Origin of the sequence: Streptomyces sp. NPDC004629, from assembly GCF_042873595.1 — a bacterium.
In the GTDB taxonomy this organism is placed as follows: Bacteria; Actinomycetota; Actinomycetes; order Streptomycetales; family Streptomycetaceae; genus Streptomyces.
On sequence record NZ_JBIALO010000061.1, the window covers coordinates 1 to 14,271 of the forward strand.

Consider the following 14,271-nt stretch of genomic DNA (forward strand, 5'->3'; position numbering starts at 1 on the left):
TGAGCTTCTTCGGTCTGGCCACCGATCGGGGGATGGCCGAGGGTGCGTGGCAGACGAGACCCCCGGGTTGTTGGTGGAGATGTCTGACGTCTCAACCAGGCAGCCCAGGGGCCTCGTTGATCATCTATCCTGCCTGTGAGCATGGAGAGTGCTATCTGCGGTGCGGTCTGGCCCATATCCTGCCTGGCTCCGTCTGGGATGCCCTGAGTGCGATCTGCCGTCCGTGCCGGGGATGGTGCAGCCGCTGGGTGGGCGTTCGTGTCCGCATAGGGGCCTTGCACTACTAGACGTGCCGCATGCGCTCGTGGAGTGGGTCACCATGGCTCATCGTCACCCGTGAGGGGGACCGGCGCTGCAAGCTGCGCCCGTCTCAACGCGCGATGGTGGCGCTCGTGTACTTGCGCGAGCACGTCACGTTGGCGCGGATCGCCGCAGGATTCGGCATCAGCGGGTCCACTGCTCACGCCTACACCACAGCGGTCACCGACCTGCTCGCCGAGCGCGCACCGGGCCTGCTCAAGGCCCTGCGCGAGGCCGACCCGGACTTCGTCCTGCTGGACGGCACCCTCGCCGAGTGCGACCGCGTCGGTGACGGGCGGGCGGACTACTCGGCCAACCACCGCCGGCACGGCGTGAATGTGCAGGTCATCCCCGATTCGAGCGGCCGACTGCTGTGGCTCTCCCCTGCACCGCCGGGCCGTGCCCACGACCTGACCGCGGGCCCGTACCCACCGGATCATCCGTATCTGCGAACGCCAGGGCATCCCCATCCTGGCCGACCTGGCTTACCAGGGAGGAGGTTCCTGGGTCACCACCGGCGTCAAGCGCCGGCCGCACCGCGGCCTCACTCCCACCCAGCAGACCGTGAACCGGGCGCCGGCCCGGACCCGTGCCCCGGTCGAGCGTGGCGTCGCCCGCCTCAAGCCCTGGCGGATCTCCCGTCGCGCCCGCTGCAGCCCGAACCGCATGACGTCAATCGCCAAAGCCGTACTCACTGGAGCAACACCGAGTTTTTTGCCTCCCTGCCGTTCTTTCGCGGCGCAGGGAAGGGGTCACCCCCTGGTCGGGGTCACAAGCGGCGAGGCTTGGCCCGCTCGGCAGCCCAACCGCCCGGTGGCGCCTCGCGGTCTCGCGGTTGTGGCACAACGTGTACAGCGGACGCAGACGAGACCACGCCTCCGGATCGGACACACCCCGAGCGACCAGCGAACGGTGCGACTCGGGGAAGTGGTCGGCGACCGTCGCCGACTTGCTGCACAGCGGGCACCAGGGATGCGCGTACAGGTAGCGTCGGCGGATGCGCTGCCACCTGGTCCCGTATCCCTTGGCCGTGGCCGTGCCCCGTGCCGCTTCCGCTTTCTTGGCACCCGCGTACGTGCCGGCGCCCGTCCCCTTTCTCGGGCCCACTCCAACCGCCCGGCCCGGCTGCCTGCACCCCCCGCCCTGCCCCGCGTATGTCCCGCGTGGGTGGGAGCGGGTGGGCCGTGAGGCGGGCGGAGGGGCGAGGTGGCCCGGGGGCCCTGGTAGGGGCTACGACAGCTGCGTTTGGACCTGGGACGAGATCAGTTCCAGGTGGTCCAGGTCGGTGAGGTCCAGGACCTGGAGGTAGATGCGCTCGGAGCCGATCTCCGCATACTTGCCGATCTTGTCGACGACCTCGGCCGGGGAGCCGGCCAGGCCGTTGGCCTTCAGTTCCTCGACCTCGCGGCCGATCACGGCAGCCCGGCGGGCCACCTCCTGGTCGTCCCGGCCGACGCAGACGACGAGGGCGTTGGAGTACGTGATGTCGTCGGCGGGGCGCCCGGCCGCCTCCGCGGCGGCACGGACCCGGCCGAACTGCCGCTCGCTGTCCTCGATCGAGGCGAACGGGATGTTGAACTCGTCGGCGTAGCGTGCGGTCAGCCGCGGCGTACGGGTCGCCCCGTGCCCGCCGATCAGCACCGGGATCTTCGCCTGGGCGGGCTTGGGCAGCGCGGGCGAGCCGGTCAGGTCGTAGTAGGTGCCGTGGAAGTCGAAGGTGTCCCCGACCTTCGTCTCCCACAGTCCGGTGACGATGGCCAGCTGTTCCTCAAGACGGTCGAACTTCTCCTTCGGGAACGGAATGCCGTACGCCTTGTGCTCCTCCTCGAACCAGCCCGCGCCCAGCCCCAGTTCGACCCGGCCGCCGGACATCTGGTCGACCTGCGCGACCTGGATGGCGAGGACGCCGGGCAGCCGGAAGGTGCCCGCGGTCATCAGCGTGCCGAGCCGGATGCGCTGGGTCTCGCGGGCGAGCCCGGCCAGGGTGATCCAGGCGTCGGTGGGGCCGGGCAGCCCGTCCACGCTGCCCATACGCAGATAGTGGTCCGAGCGGAAGAACGCGTCGAAGCCGAGGTCTTCGGTGGCCTTGGCCACGGCGAGCAAGGTGTCGTAGGTCGCCCCCTGCTGGGGCTCGGTGAAGATTCGAAGGTCCATACATCCATCCTGCACGCCGCCACCCTTCCCGGCCCCACCGGCACCCCCTGTCACCGCCGCCCCCGGGCGGGTGAAATCACGTCAACCGCGCGCCCCGGTGCCGTGGGAGCGGTGACCGGTCCCCGCGATCATCGTTGGGCGGTGGGGGCCGGACCGTCCGGCGTCCGCGAGGAGGTCGTCATGTCGGAAGAGTCCGTGCCGCTCCCTGCGGGGTTCGGGCAGCCGAAGGGATTGCTGGAGCAGATGGAGGAGTTGATGGCCGCCCTGAACGCTGACCTGTCCGCTCTGGACGCGGATCTGCAGTCGGCCGGGGCGCACCGCCGCGCGCCCGTGGACGAGTCCGACCTCGCCTGAGGCGGGGCCGGTCGGTGCCGGCCCGCGCTATCCCACCTCCGTCTCCGGCATCGCCGCCTCCTCTCTGGCGGCCAGCTTGCGCAGCATCTCCCGCACCCGGTCGCGGGACTCGTCCGCCGCATCGATCGCCTCCATGCACTGCCAGTACGTCGTCTCGTCGGCCGCGGAGCTGGCCAGCCCGACCAGGGCGATGCCGACCTCCGCGAGCAGGCCGCCCAGGCACAGCAGCGTGTGGCGGGCGTCGTCCAGTTCGGTGAGCTGGGCCGCGCGCAGGTCCCCGGGGTCGAGGTCCGGCGCGTCCAGGACGCCGCAGCCCCGGCCCGCCAGCTCCGTCAGGCCCAGTGCCTCGCCGCGCAGTTCGGGTGGTCCGGAGACCGCCAGACGGCTGCCGATCGCCTGGGCCAGGGCCTGCGCCTGCCACACCTCCGCCAGGGTCTGAGGCGCGTCGCCGCCCGCGGTCAGGGCGCGCCTGCTCTTCCCGATGAGCCGCACCGCGTCCATGCGCTGCCCCCGTCCCTCCGACGTGCTCCTCGCACGTCTCACCCTCATTGCGCCGTCCACTACCCAGAGTGAAGGCCCGTGGGGCGAAAAGCCAGAGGAAGACGGAAATCTGTGGACAGCAATTCGGATTCGACGGCCACTTTAACTCCGGAGAGTGAAAGCGGAGCGTAAGGTTACGTGCCCGTGCCCGTGCCCCCGCCGTTCCCCGGCCCGCGCTTCGTTCCGTCGCCGGCGTCGTCCCCCGGCACCGGGAACCTCCGCTCGTTCCGGTCGATCTTCGCGTCCAGCGCGGACAGCGGGTCGACGCCCAGCACTTCGCACAGCTGAAGCAGATAGGCGAGGACGTCGGCGATCTCGTCGGTGACCCGGTGCGCGGAGTCCGGGTCGGCCATGACGCGGGCCGACTCCTCGGGCGTCAACCACTGGAAGATCTCGACCAGTTCGGAGGCCTCCACGCTGAGGGCGGTCGCCAGGTTCTTGGGGGTGTGGTAGGGCTGCCAGTTCCGGGCGGCCGCGAATTCGGCCAGGCGGCGCTGCAGTGTCGCCACGTCCAGGTGTTCCGTCACGGTTCCAGGTGTACCACCGGGTCCAGGTCCACCACCGTGACCCCGTCCGTCCCGGCGGCCCATGACGCGTCGCTCACCGCGCCGACGAACCGGATGTGCCCGAGCGCGCACATCCGCGCCGCGAGCCGCAGCAGCCCGCCGCGCTGGCGCTCGTCCAGGGCCCGGTCGAGGCCGTCGGCGAGGACGGTGAGGCCGCGCATCGCGTCGGGCACCTCGCCGGGCGCGTCGATGTCGAGCACGCCCGGCCCGGTGAGCAGTACCAAAGCCAGCGCCAGATAGCGGAGTTCGCCGTCGCCGAGCCGACCGGCATCGGTGCGGACGCCGTCGCCCCGGTCGAGCAGCGCCCGTACGGTGCCGTCGCCCGGCGGCTCGGCGAGCACATCGGTCACGGGACCGCGGCAGCCCTCGCGCACCGCGGCGACGAGCTGCGCGTACCGGCGCCCGCACTCGGACCGGGTGCGCCACAGGACGTCGGCGAGGTTGTCGCAGCCGGGCAGCAGCCGCCCGGAGCCCAGCGGGACGGGCCCGCGCATCCGGTCGGGCCGCGGATCACAGGCGAAGACGGAGCGCAGGGCGACCACGGTCTGCTCCGCGGCGGCGAGTACCTGACGCTGCCCGTCGGTCTTGCCGGCCACGCGCAGCGGCAGCAGCGCGGTGCCGAGGCGGTCGTCGGGGAGCGGGGCGCGGGTGACGGGGGCCGTGCCCGCCGTGTGCCAGGCGGCCTGTACGGCGTGCCGCCCGGGGTCGCGCAGCGCGGTCTCCAGGAGAATCCGCCCGCCGGCCGTCAACCGCTCGCCCACGATGCGCAGTTCGGGCTCCGCCTGGACGGCGACGTCCAGGCGGACCGGGCCCTCGGGACCGTCCGCGGTGCAGCCGATGCGGAAGCCGCGGCGGCGTTGGGCGTCGGGTCTTGCCCGCTCGGGCACGCAGCCGACCGGGTCCGGGAAGACGTCCGCGAGCGGGGCGCCGCCGGCGAGCCGGGCCAGCGCCTCGTACGCCCGCAGCGCGGTCGTCTTGCCGCTTCCGCTGGGTCCCGCGAGAAGGGTGAGCGGCCCCAGCGGGAACCCGGCACGGCGGTGGCCGGCGAACGCGGACAGCCGCAGTTCGGTCAGGCCCGGCCGGACCGTCCCCTCGGACCGCCCCGGGCGACCCGAGAGGGCACGTGAACCCGGGGGCACGTGCGCACCCGCCGGCGTACGGGAATCCGAGGGTGCCCGGGATCCCGAGGGCACGGGGGAACCCGACGACGCGCGGGAACCCGAGGGTGCGCGGGGCCCCGACGGAGCGGGGGCACCCGACGGCGCGGGGGAACCCGACGACGCCCGGGAATCGGAGGGCGCGGGGGTACCCGGCGGCGGCATCTGCCGGCCGGTTCGGGGGGGCGCGGCGGACGCGCGGGGCTCGGCCATGTCCGGACCGTAGGGCTCCGGTGCCCAGGCGAACCGTTCCGCCCGTGGCACCTTCCTACGATCGGGGGACCGGGCTCAGCCGCCGGAGACGCCGGCGCCCGCCATGAGTCCGCTGACCTCGATGCCGGGCGGGGTGAGCAGGAACACATTGCGGTCGACGCGATGCATCCCGCTGCCCAGTCCGAAGACAACGCCGGTACTGAAGTCGAGGACGCGTTTGGCGACGTCGGTCTCGGCGCTGCTGAGGTCGAGCAGGACGGGGATGCCGGCCATCACGGTCTCGGCGACCTCGCGGGCGTCCGCGAACACATTGATCCGCAGGACCACGAACCGGCGGCGGGTCTCGGTCTCCGCCTCGGGCAGCGCGCGGTGGTCCACCGCGGACGGCCAGGCGTCCCGGCCCCGCAGCGGCACGACCTGGGCGAGCCCCTCCCACTGTTCGTCGGTGGCGTCGTAACGGTTCACCGGCTCCCCCCGATCTGACTCGCGCTCCATGCCTTCACCGGCCAATTCTTACGCCAAGTCACCCGTTCGGCCCAACAGCGACACGATGCGCGACCGACTCCGGCCACTAGACCGCCGGTGGATCGTCGGGCGCGTGTACGCATACGTCCGGTTCTTACCGCCCTCACACCGGACTCTTCGCCTCCCGTGACGCCCCGCTCACCGACCGCGACTACGGTGCCATGTCGTGCACTTGGCAGAAAAACAGCTGGTGGCACCCGGGCGGCGGACGCGGTCGGTGATGTCCGCCGCCCGGGAGAAACCCGGCACTCCCGCGCAGTGGCACCGCGTCCTCACGCTCCTGGCCGACGTGAGCCTGTTCATCGGCACCCGGTCGGTGTGGACGCAGGCGGCCACGCACCGCATGGTCCTCGCGGCCGTCATCTCCGTGTGCTACGCGGCCGTCCTGGTCACCGGGGTGCTGGCCCTGACGGTCCGTCGGGCCCGCTCGCTGGCCCGTCTCGACCTGGTGGTGCTGGTGACGGCGGTCACGCTGGTCCTGTGCACCTGGGCGCTGAGCCACAGCGGCGGCGACGAGGCGGTCCTCACCACCCAGGCCGCCCGGGAACTCGCCGCCGGACACCCCCTCTACGGGCAGCCCTGGCCCTGGCTGTTCACCGGGAAGGGCGTGGCCCTGACCCCGACGACCAGCGGCGGCTACGACCTGACGTACGGCTATCCGCCGCTGGCGCCGCTGCTGACCGCGCCGCTGCTGTGGCTGGGCCATGGCGGCGCGCCCGCCACGGCGGTGAGCACCGGAGCCCTCGTCGTGGGCGCGGTCACGCTGTGGCGGATGCTGCCCGCGCCGTGGCGGTCGGCGGCGACCATGGCCTGCCTGGGCTTCGGCTTCCTGCCGACGTACGCGCGGCTCGGCTACCCGGCGATCATCGGGCTGGCCCTGCTGGTGCCGGTGGTGGTGCGCTGGCCGCGGATCGGGCGGGGCGGGCGGCTGGGCGCCGCCGGGATCGCCCGTGCCGTCTGTCTGGGCGCGGCCTGCGCCGCCCAGCAACTCCCCTGGTTCCTGGCGCCGTTCCTGCTGGCCGGCGTCTACGCCGTGCGCCGCGGTGAGCTGGGCGGCCGGGCGGCGGGGCTGGTGATATTGCGGCTGATCGGGGTGGCGGCCACCGCCTGGCTGCTGATCAACACGTACTTCCTGGTGCAGCAGCCGGGCCCCTGGCTGGACGGGATCGCGCTGCCGCTCACACAGGGCGCGGTGCTGCACGGCCAGGGCCTGGTGGGCGTCTCGCTGTACTTCACCGACGGCAGCGACCGCCTGGACTGGTACGCGCACGCGAGCATGCTCCTGGCGGCTGCGCTGCTCGCGCTGTTCGTGCTGTTCGTCCGGCGGCTGGGTCCCGCGGCGACCGTGCTGCCCTGGTGCGCCTTCTTTCTGGCGACCCGCTCCCAGGACGGCTACTACCTGATGATGACGCCGCTGTGGCTGGCGGGTGCGGTCACCGCAGCGCCCACGGAGTTCGAGCACGCCTGGCAGCCGCGGCCCCGGCCGCTGACGGGGGTGCGCCGCCGGCCCGCGCTGATCGCCGTGAGCGCGCTGCTGGTCTCCCCGGCGCTGCTGAGCGCGGCCCTGGCGGTGACCGGCACACCGCCACTGCGCATGCGGGTCGCCTCGGTGCGGCACGCCTCGGCCGGCGTGGTCTCGGCGCTCACCCTGCGGGTGACGAACTCGGCGGGCGACGCGCTCACCCCGCACTTCACGCTCACCACGAGGCAGGGCATGAACCGGTACTGGTCCCTGGTGCGCGGACCGGCGACGATTCCCGCCCACGGCACGGCGACCCTGGAACTCCGCCCGCCCAAGGGGCACTTCACCGTCCCCGGGCCGCACACACGGGTCCGCCTACGCGCGTTCACGGCCACCCCTCAGACCCTGTCGAGCCAGGACGTACACCTGCGCGACCCCGGCGCCCCTGGCTGACGCCCGACTCAAAGCCGCCGTGCGAGCGGAGACGGAGTCGGGGACGGTCTGCGGCGCGGTGCCGGGGTGGTTGGGTCAGGCCGGGGTGCGGGTGAAGCGGAGGGTGGTGGTCACCGTCGTCAGGCCGCGGATCATGCCGAGTTGGTTCCAGCCCAGACCGAACTGCTCCCGGTCCACCGTGAACTCGGCCTCCAGCGTGAGTCCGTCGGCACCGGCCTCGACGAGCCGCGCGGCCACCGTCTGCGGGCGGCTGATGCCCCGGACCGTGAGCTGTCCGGTGACCTGCGCGGTGTCGCCGTCGCGGAGTTCGGCGCCCTGCACCGTGAAGGTGATCTCCGGGTGGTTGTCGGCGTCGAAGAAGTCGGCCGCGCGCAGATGGGCGTCGCGCTTGGCGTTCTTGGTGTCCAGGGAGGCGGCGCCCAGGGTGACGGTGCCGGTGGCGGAGCCGTCGGGCCGGACCTCGCCCTGGCCGGCGACCGCGGCGAAGGTGCCCTTGACGGTGACCAGGCCCCAGAAGGTCTTGTGCCGCAGGGTGACGGCGGAGGCGGCAGGGTCGACCTGCCAGAGACCCGTTTCCACGGCGACGGTCATGGTCGTGCTCCTTCGATGACGGTTTCGAGTAGGTGGTTCGAATGGGTGATTCAAATTTGGATGAGCTGTGGGCCAACGCTAGCCCACGATCCAAATTTGGACAACAGGTAGACTCACCCCTATGGCAGCCCACCACCAACCCCCCGCCGACCAGCCCGAATGCCCCTTCGCGGAGGGAACCGGGCTGCTCCCCGGCGAGTTGCGCGCCTGGATGCTGCTGCTGGCCGCGACCGCGGCGGCCGAGCAGCGGCTGCGGTCCGTGGTGAAACAGACCCTGGACGTCTCGCACGACGAGTTCCTGATCCTGTGTCTGCTGGCCGAACAGCCGCAGGGCGGCCTGCGCATGACCCGGATCGCCGAACTGCTCGGCCGCCCCAAGACCCGGCTCACCTACCAGATCGCCTGCCTCCAGCGGCCGGGCCTGGTCACCCGCAGAGCCGTCTGCGGCGACAAGCGGGGCGTGGAGGTCGCCCTGACCGACAAGGCACGGCGGTTGCTGCGGGAGTCCTCCGCACTGCTCGCCGAGGCGGTCAAGGACGCGCTGGCCGAGTTCGTCGGACCGGCCCAGCGCGCGGCCGTGCTCGGCCTGCTGCCCGGACTCGCGGACGGCACCCGCTGACCGGCCGACGCGCGCTCCCCCGTCCCGTGAGGCACCCGGAGAAACCCGCCCGGAAGCCCCGAGGAGGCACAGGTCACAGGGCCGGGGAGGGAAACGTCACAGCGCGTGCTCCACTGCCGTGCGAGCGGGCTGGCCTAGCATCCGAGCATGACGGTCCTGCCTGACGACGGGCTCTCACTGGCCGCCGAGTTCCCTGATGCGACACACGAGCAGTGGCAACGCCTGGTCGAGGGTGTACTGCGCAAGTCGGGCCAGGAAGTCTCGGGTGCGGCAGCGGAGGACGCCCTGTCCACGACGCTGGAGGACGGGCTGCGCACCCGCCCCCTGTACACCGCGCGCGACACCGCACCCGAACCCGGCCTGCCCGGCTTCGCCCCGTTCGTCCGCGGCGGCCGCCCGGAGGGCAACACCGTGGCCGGCTGGGACGTACGGCAGCGGCACGCGGCGCTCGCCGACGGCGCGGTCCTCACCGACCTGGAGAACGGCGCCACGTCGCTCTGGCTGCTCGTGGGCGCGGGCGGCATCCCGGTCTCCGGGCTGCGCCGCGCGCTCGACGGCGTCCACCTCGACCTGGCGCCGGTCGTCCTGGACGCGGGCCGGGACGTCGAGGCCGCCGCCCGGGAACTGCTGGGGCTGTACGCGGAGCGGGGCGCCGCCCCCGAGGCGGCGCGCGGCAACCTCGGCGCCGACCCGCTCGGGTACGAGGCCCGCACCGGGCAGCGGCAGGACTTCGCCCCGGTCGCGACGCTCGCCGAGCACTGCGCCGGCGCGTACCCGGGGCTGCGGGCGCTGACCGTGGACGCGCTGCCGTACCACGAGGCCGGCGGCTCCGCCGCGCAGGAACTCGGCGCCGCGCTCGCCACCGGCGTCGCCTATCTGCGCGAGCTGACCGGGGCCGGGCTGACCGTCGAGCAGTCCTGCGCCCAACTGGAGTTCCGGTACGCGGCCACCGCCGACCAGTTCCTGACCGTCGCCAAGCTGCGCGCCGCGCGCCGGCTGTGGGCGCGGGTCGCCGAGGTGTGCGGGGTGCCGGGCGCGGGCGCTCAGCTCCAGCACGCCGTGACGTCACCGGTCATGGTGACCCGTCGCGACCCGTGGGTGAACATGCTCAGGGCGACCGTGGCGACGCTGGCCGCGGGAGTCGGCGGCGCCGACGCGGTGACCGTGCTGCCGTTCGACCACGCGCTGGGCCTGCCGGACGCGTTCGCCCGCCGCATCGCCCGCAACACCTCGACGATCCTGATGGAGGAGTCGCATCTGGCCCGGGTGATCGACCCGGCGGGCGGCTCCTGGTACGTGGAGCGGCTGACCGACGAACTCGCGCGGGCGGGCTGGGAGTTCTTCCGGTCGATCGAGCGGGCCGGCGGCCAGGCGGCCGTGCTGCGCTCGGGCCGGATCCGCGCGGACCTGGCGAAGACCTGGCAGGAGCGCACGACGCGGCTCGCCACCCGGCGCGAACCCATCACCGGCGTCAGCGAGTTCCCGCATCTGGCGGAGCGGCCCGTGACCCGCGAGCCGGCGCCCGAGCCGCCGTCCGGCGGGTTGCCGCGGGTCCGCCGCGACGAGGCGTTCGAGGCGCTGCGCGCCCGCTCCGACGCCCATCTGGCGGCGACCGGCGCCCGGCCGCGGATCTTCCTCGCCACGATCGGTCCGGCCGCCGCGCACACCGCACGCGCCGCGTTCGCCGCCAACCTCTTCCAGGCGGGCGGCGTCGAACCGGTCACCGGGGGCGGCTTCGCGGACAGCGGTGCCACCGAGGCCGTGCTGTGCTCCAGTGACGCGCTCTACGCGGAACAGGCCGAGCAGGCCGCCGCGGACCTACGGGCGGCCGGTGCCCGGCAGGTGACCCTGGCGGGCCGGCCCGCCGGGTACGCGGGCGTCGACTCGTATGTGTTCGCGGGCTGTGACGCCGTCGCCGTCCTGTCCGCGACCCTCGACCGCATGGGAGTGTCCTGATGGGAATCCCCGACTTCTCCGGCATCGACCTGGGCGGCCCCGACCCGGCGGGCGGCGCCACCGAGTGGCGCACGGCCGTGCGGCGGGCCACCGGGGGCGCGGAGCCGCTGTGGGAGACGCCCGAGGGCATCGGCGTCAAGCCGCTGTACACCGGCCGTGACCTGGAGGGCCTGGACTTCCTTGACACGTATCCGGGCATCGCGCCGTATCTGCGCGGCCCGTACCCGACGATGTACGTCAACCAGCCCTGGACGATCCGCCAGTACGCGGGCTTCTCCACCGCCGAGGAGTCCAACGCGTTCTACCGGCGCAATCTGGCGGCCGGCCAGAAGGGCCTGTCGGTCGCCTTCGACCTGCCCACGCACCGCGGCTACGACAGCGACCACCCGCGGGTGACCGGCGACGTCGGCATGGCGGGCGTGGCCATCGACTCGATCTACGACATGCGGCAGCTGTTCGACGGCATCCCGCTGGACCGGATGACCGTGTCGATGACGATGAACGGCGCCGTGCTGCCGGTGCTCGCGCTGTACATCGTGGCGGCCGAGGAACAGGGCGTGCCGCCCGAGAAGCTGGCCGGGACCATCCAGAACGACATCCTCAAGGAGTTCATGGTCCGCAACACGTACATCTATCCGCCGAAGCCGTCGATGCGGATCATCTCCGACATCTTCGCCTTCACCTCGCAGCGGATGCCCCGCTACAACTCGATCTCCATCTCCGGCTACCACATCCAGGAGGCGGGCGCGACGGCCGACCTGGAGCTGGCGTACACGCTCGCGGACGGTGTGGAGTACCTCCGCGCGGGCCGGGAGGCGGGCCTGGACGTGGACGCGTTCGCGCCCCGGCTCTCGTTCTTCTGGGCGATCGGCATGAACTTCTTCATGGAGATCGCCAAGCTGCGGGCGGCCAGGCTGCTGTGGGCCAAGCTGGTGTCACGGTTCGAGCCGAAGAACACCAAGTCGCTGTCCCTGCGCACGCATTCCCAGACCTCGGGCTGGTCGCTGACCGCGCAGGACGTGTTCAACAACGTCACCCGCACATGTGTGGAGGCGATGGCGGCCACCCAGGGCCACACCCAGTCGCTGCACACCAACGCGCTCGACGAGGCGCTGGCGTTGCCCACCGACTTCTCCGCGCGGATCGCCCGCAACACCCAGCTGCTCATCCAGCAGGAGTCCGGCACCACCCGGGTCATCGACCCGTGGGGCGGCAGCGCCTACGTCGAGAGGCTGACGTACGACCTCGCCCGCAGGGCGTGGCAGCACATCGAGGAGGTCGAGCGGGCGGGCGGCATGGCGCAGGCCATCGACGCCGGCATCCCCAAGCTGCGGGTGGAGGAGGCGGCGGCCCGCACGCAGGCCCGCATCGACTCGGGGCGGCAGCCGGTGATCGGCGTCAACAAGTACCGGGTCGACAGCGACGAGCAGATCGAGGTGCTGAAGGTCGACAACTCCGCCGTGCGCGCCCAGCAGATCGAGAAGTTGCGCAGGCTGCGCGCGGAGCGGGACGAGACCGCCTGCCGGGACGCGCTGGACGCGCTCACCCGGGCCGCCGACGGCGACGGCAACCTGCTGGAGCTGGCCGTGCACGCGGCCCGTGCCCAGGCCACCGTCGGCGAGATCTCCGACGCCCTGGAGAAGGTGTACGGCCGGCACGCGGGGCAGATCCGTACGATCTCCGGCGTGTACCGCAACGAAGCAGGCGAGTCCCGCTCCGTGGACCGCACCCGCGCCCTGGTGGACGCCTTCGCCGAGGCCGAGGGACGCCGGCCGCGCATCCTGGTCGCCAAGATGGGTCAGGACGGCCACGACCGCGGCCAGAAGGTGATCGCGACCGCCTTCGCCGACCTGGGCTTCGACGTCGATGTCGGCCCGCTGTTCCAGACCCCCGCCGAGGTGGCCCGCCAGGCGGTCGAGGCGGATGTGCACGTGGTCGGGGTGTCCTCGCTGGCCGCAGGCCACCTCACGCTCGTGCCGGCGCTGCGCGAGCGGCTGGCCGCGGAGGGCCGGGAGGACATCATGGTCGTGGTCGGCGGGGTGATCCCGCCGCAGGACGTGCCGGCCCTGCTGGAGATGGGTGCCACGGCCGTGTTCCCGCCCGGCACGGTGATCCCGGACGCGGCGTACGACCTGGTGAAGCGGCTGTCGGCCGACCTCGGCCACGAACTGTAGGGCGCCATGGCGGCGATCGATCTCGACACATATGTCAAGGGTGTGCTCGACGGGCGGCGGGCGATCGTGGCCCGCGCGATCACCCTCGTGGAGTCCACCCGGCCGCAACACCGGGCGCTGGCGCAGGAGTTGCTCACCGAGCTGCTTCCGCACGGCGGCCGGGCCCGGCGGATCGGCGTGAGCGGGGTGCCGGGCGTGGGCAAGTCGACGTTCATCGACGCGTTCGGCACGCTGCTGACCTCGCTGGGGCACCGGGTGGCGGTGCTCGCCGTCGACCCGTCCTCGACCCGCACCGGCGGCTCGATCCTCGGGGACAAGACCCGCATGGAGCGGCTGGCCGTGGACCCGGCGGCGTTCGTGCGGCCCTCCCCCAGCGCGGGCACGCTCGGCGGGGTGGCCAGGGCGACCCGCGAGTCGATCGTGGTGATGGAGGCGGCGGGCTACGACGTGGTCCTCGTGGAGACCGTCGGGGTCGGCCAGTCGGAGACCGCGGTCGCCGACATGGTCGACTCCTTCCTGCTGCTCACGCTGGCCCGCACCGGCGACCAGTTGCAGGGCATCAAGAAGGGCGTCCTGGAGCTGGCCGACGTGATCGCCGTCAACAAGGCGGACGGCCCGCACGAGCGGGACGCCCGGGCGGCGGCGCGGGAACTGGCGGGCGCACTGCGGCTGATGCACGGCCGGGACGCGGCGTGGACACCGCCCGTGCTCAGTTGCAGCGCGCGGGAGGCGACCGGGCTCGACACGGTGTGGCAGCGGCTCGAACAGCACCGTGTGCTGCTGGAGTCCACCGGCCGGCTCACCGCCAAGCGACGCGACCAGCAGGTCGGCTGGACCTGGTCCATGGTCCGCGACGAACTGCTGGGCCGGCTGCACGCCGACCCGGCGGTCCGCGCCATCGCCCCCGAGCTGGAACAGCGTGTCAGAGACGGCACGTTGACGGCGACCCTGGCCGCGGACCACATCCTGAAGGCCTTCACCGACCCCCCGACCTGACTCCGCCCCGAAGGGGCGCGGGGAACTGCACGCCCAGCCACAACGAAGCCGCACCCGACCGACTACACACCACGCCCCTCGCCGCCAACCCCACATCGCCCCCCAGCGGCCAGCGCCCGAAGGGGCGCGGGGAACTGCACGCCCAGCCACAACGAAGCCGCACCCGACCGACTACACACCACGCCCCTCGCCGCCAACCCCACATCGCCCC

12 protein-coding genes and 1 pseudogene are annotated in these 14,271 nt (G+C 72.8%); 7 read left to right on the forward strand and 6 right to left on the reverse strand.

The genetic code is table 11. The features are described 5' to 3' along the window. Positions 1-232 precede the first annotated feature (232 nt). Positions 233-996, forward strand: a pseudogene (locus ACFYTE_RS41340) (transposase family protein); the annotation flags it as partial. Positions 997-1,530: 534 nt separating this feature from the next. On the opposite strand, the gene ACFYTE_RS41345 reads toward ACFYTE_RS41340, so the two are convergent. Next, positions 1,531-2,454 (reverse strand): LLM class F420-dependent oxidoreductase, encoded by a 924-nt coding sequence (locus ACFYTE_RS41345; protein WP_388722310.1) that lies wholly within the window; start codon positions 2,452-2,454, stop codon positions 1,531-1,533. Between the two features lie 180 nt (positions 2,455-2,634). On the opposite strand from ACFYTE_RS41345, the gene ACFYTE_RS41350 reads away from it, so the two are divergent. Next, positions 2,635-2,808 (forward strand): hypothetical protein, encoded by a 174-nt coding sequence (locus ACFYTE_RS41350; RefSeq protein ID WP_388722312.1) that lies wholly within the window; start codon positions 2,635-2,637, stop codon positions 2,806-2,808. A gap of 27 nt (positions 2,809-2,835) precedes the next feature. Here the strand turns inward: ACFYTE_RS41350 and ACFYTE_RS41355 are convergent, their stop codons facing one another. From ACFYTE_RS41355 to ACFYTE_RS41370, 4 genes are all read right to left on the reverse strand, one after another. Continuing rightward, a complete protein-coding gene (locus ACFYTE_RS41355; RefSeq protein ID WP_388722314.1) occupies positions 2,836-3,309 on the reverse strand; it encodes a DUF6099 family protein in 474 nt (157 codons plus the stop codon). A gap of 173 nt (positions 3,310-3,482) precedes the next feature. Beyond that, positions 3,483-3,875, reverse strand: coding sequence for a nucleotide pyrophosphohydrolase (locus tag ACFYTE_RS41360; RefSeq protein ID WP_388722316.1), 393 nt, complete (start codon positions 3,873-3,875; stop codon positions 3,483-3,485). Continuing rightward, positions 3,872-5,236 carry an AAA family ATPase gene (locus ACFYTE_RS41365; RefSeq protein ID WP_388722333.1) on the reverse strand — a complete coding sequence of 455 codons (1,365 nt, stop codon included), beginning with the start codon at positions 5,234-5,236 and terminating at the stop codon, positions 3,872-3,874. The genes ACFYTE_RS41360 and ACFYTE_RS41365 overlap by 4 nt, the downstream gene beginning before the upstream one ends. Before the next feature lie 123 nt (positions 5,237-5,359). Further along, positions 5,360-5,779: a cell division protein SepF gene (locus tag ACFYTE_RS41370; RefSeq protein WP_388722318.1), complete on the reverse strand. Its 420-nt coding sequence runs from the start codon at positions 5,777-5,779 to the stop codon at positions 5,360-5,362. A gap of 250 nt (positions 5,780-6,029) precedes the next feature. On the opposite strand from ACFYTE_RS41370, the gene ACFYTE_RS41375 reads away from it, so the two are divergent. Then, complete coding sequence (locus tag ACFYTE_RS41375) at positions 6,030-7,724, forward strand: hypothetical protein (protein WP_388722335.1); 1,695 nt, start codon at positions 6,030-6,032, stop codon at positions 7,722-7,724. 75 nt (positions 7,725-7,799) lie between these two features. On the opposite strand, the gene ACFYTE_RS41380 is transcribed toward ACFYTE_RS41375, so the two are convergent. After that, the gene (locus ACFYTE_RS41380; RefSeq protein ID WP_388722320.1) at positions 7,800-8,315 is read right to left on the reverse strand and encodes a YceI family protein; all 516 of its coding nucleotides are present in this window, start codon (positions 8,313-8,315) and stop codon (positions 7,800-7,802) included. Between the two features lie 121 nt (positions 8,316-8,436). Between ACFYTE_RS41380 and ACFYTE_RS41385 the strand changes: the two genes are divergently transcribed. The 4 genes from ACFYTE_RS41385 (at position 8,437) to meaB (ending at position 14,060) form a co-directional block, all read left to right on the forward strand. Continuing rightward, the gene (locus ACFYTE_RS41385) at positions 8,437-8,934 is read left to right on the forward strand and encodes a MarR family winged helix-turn-helix transcriptional regulator (RefSeq protein ID WP_388722322.1); all 498 of its coding nucleotides are present in this window, start codon (positions 8,437-8,439) and stop codon (positions 8,932-8,934) included. Between the two features lie 147 nt (positions 8,935-9,081). Continuing rightward, positions 9,082-10,890 carry a methylmalonyl-CoA mutase subunit beta gene (locus ACFYTE_RS41390; RefSeq protein WP_388722324.1) on the forward strand — a complete coding sequence of 603 codons (1,809 nt, stop codon included), beginning with the start codon at positions 9,082-9,084 and terminating at the stop codon, positions 10,888-10,890. Beyond that, positions 10,890-13,064, forward strand: a complete 2,175-nt coding sequence (gene scpA, locus ACFYTE_RS41395) for a methylmalonyl-CoA mutase (protein ID WP_388722325.1) — start codon at positions 10,890-10,892, stop codon at positions 13,062-13,064. The genes ACFYTE_RS41390 and scpA overlap by 1 nt, the downstream gene beginning before the upstream one ends. A 6-nt stretch (positions 13,065-13,070) precedes the next feature. Continuing rightward, positions 13,071-14,060 carry a methylmalonyl Co-A mutase-associated GTPase MeaB gene (gene meaB, locus ACFYTE_RS41400; protein WP_388722327.1) on the forward strand — a complete coding sequence of 330 codons (990 nt, stop codon included), beginning with the start codon at positions 13,071-13,073 and terminating at the stop codon, positions 14,058-14,060. Positions 14,061-14,271: the final 211 nt, after the last annotated feature.

Bases quoted from the DNA above. Each gene is read 5' to 3' on its own strand.
- ACFYTE_RS41380 (WP_388722320.1), bottom strand. From the start codon at position 8,315: ATGACCGTCGCCGTGGAAACGGGTCTCTGGCAGGTCGACCCTGCCGCC.
- ACFYTE_RS41355 (WP_388722314.1), bottom strand. From the start codon at position 3,309: ATGGACGCGGTGCGGCTCATCGGGAAGAGCAGGCGCGCCCTGACCGCG.
- ACFYTE_RS41370 (WP_388722318.1), bottom strand. From the start codon at position 5,779: ATGGAGCGCGAGTCAGATCGGGGGGAGCCGGTGAACCGTTACGACGCC.
- ACFYTE_RS41390 (WP_388722324.1), top strand. From the start codon at position 9,082: ATGACGGTCCTGCCTGACGACGGGCTCTCACTGGCCGCCGAGTTCCCT.
- meaB (WP_388722327.1), top strand. From the start codon at position 13,071: ATGGCGGCGATCGATCTCGACACATATGTCAAGGGTGTGCTCGACGGG.
- ACFYTE_RS41345 (WP_388722310.1), bottom strand. From the start codon at position 2,454: ATGGACCTTCGAATCTTCACCGAGCCCCAGCAGGGGGCGACCTACGAC.
- ACFYTE_RS41385 (WP_388722322.1), top strand. From the start codon at position 8,437: ATGGCAGCCCACCACCAACCCCCCGCCGACCAGCCCGAATGCCCCTTC.
- ACFYTE_RS41350 (WP_388722312.1), top strand. From the start codon at position 2,635: ATGTCGGAAGAGTCCGTGCCGCTCCCTGCGGGGTTCGGGCAGCCGAAG.
- ACFYTE_RS41365 (WP_388722333.1), bottom strand. From the start codon at position 5,236: ATGCCGCCGCCGGGTACCCCCGCGCCCTCCGATTCCCGGGCGTCGTCG.
- scpA (WP_388722325.1), top strand. From the start codon at position 10,890: ATGGGAATCCCCGACTTCTCCGGCATCGACCTGGGCGGCCCCGACCCG.
- ACFYTE_RS41375 (WP_388722335.1), top strand. From the start codon at position 6,030: ATGTCCGCCGCCCGGGAGAAACCCGGCACTCCCGCGCAGTGGCACCGC.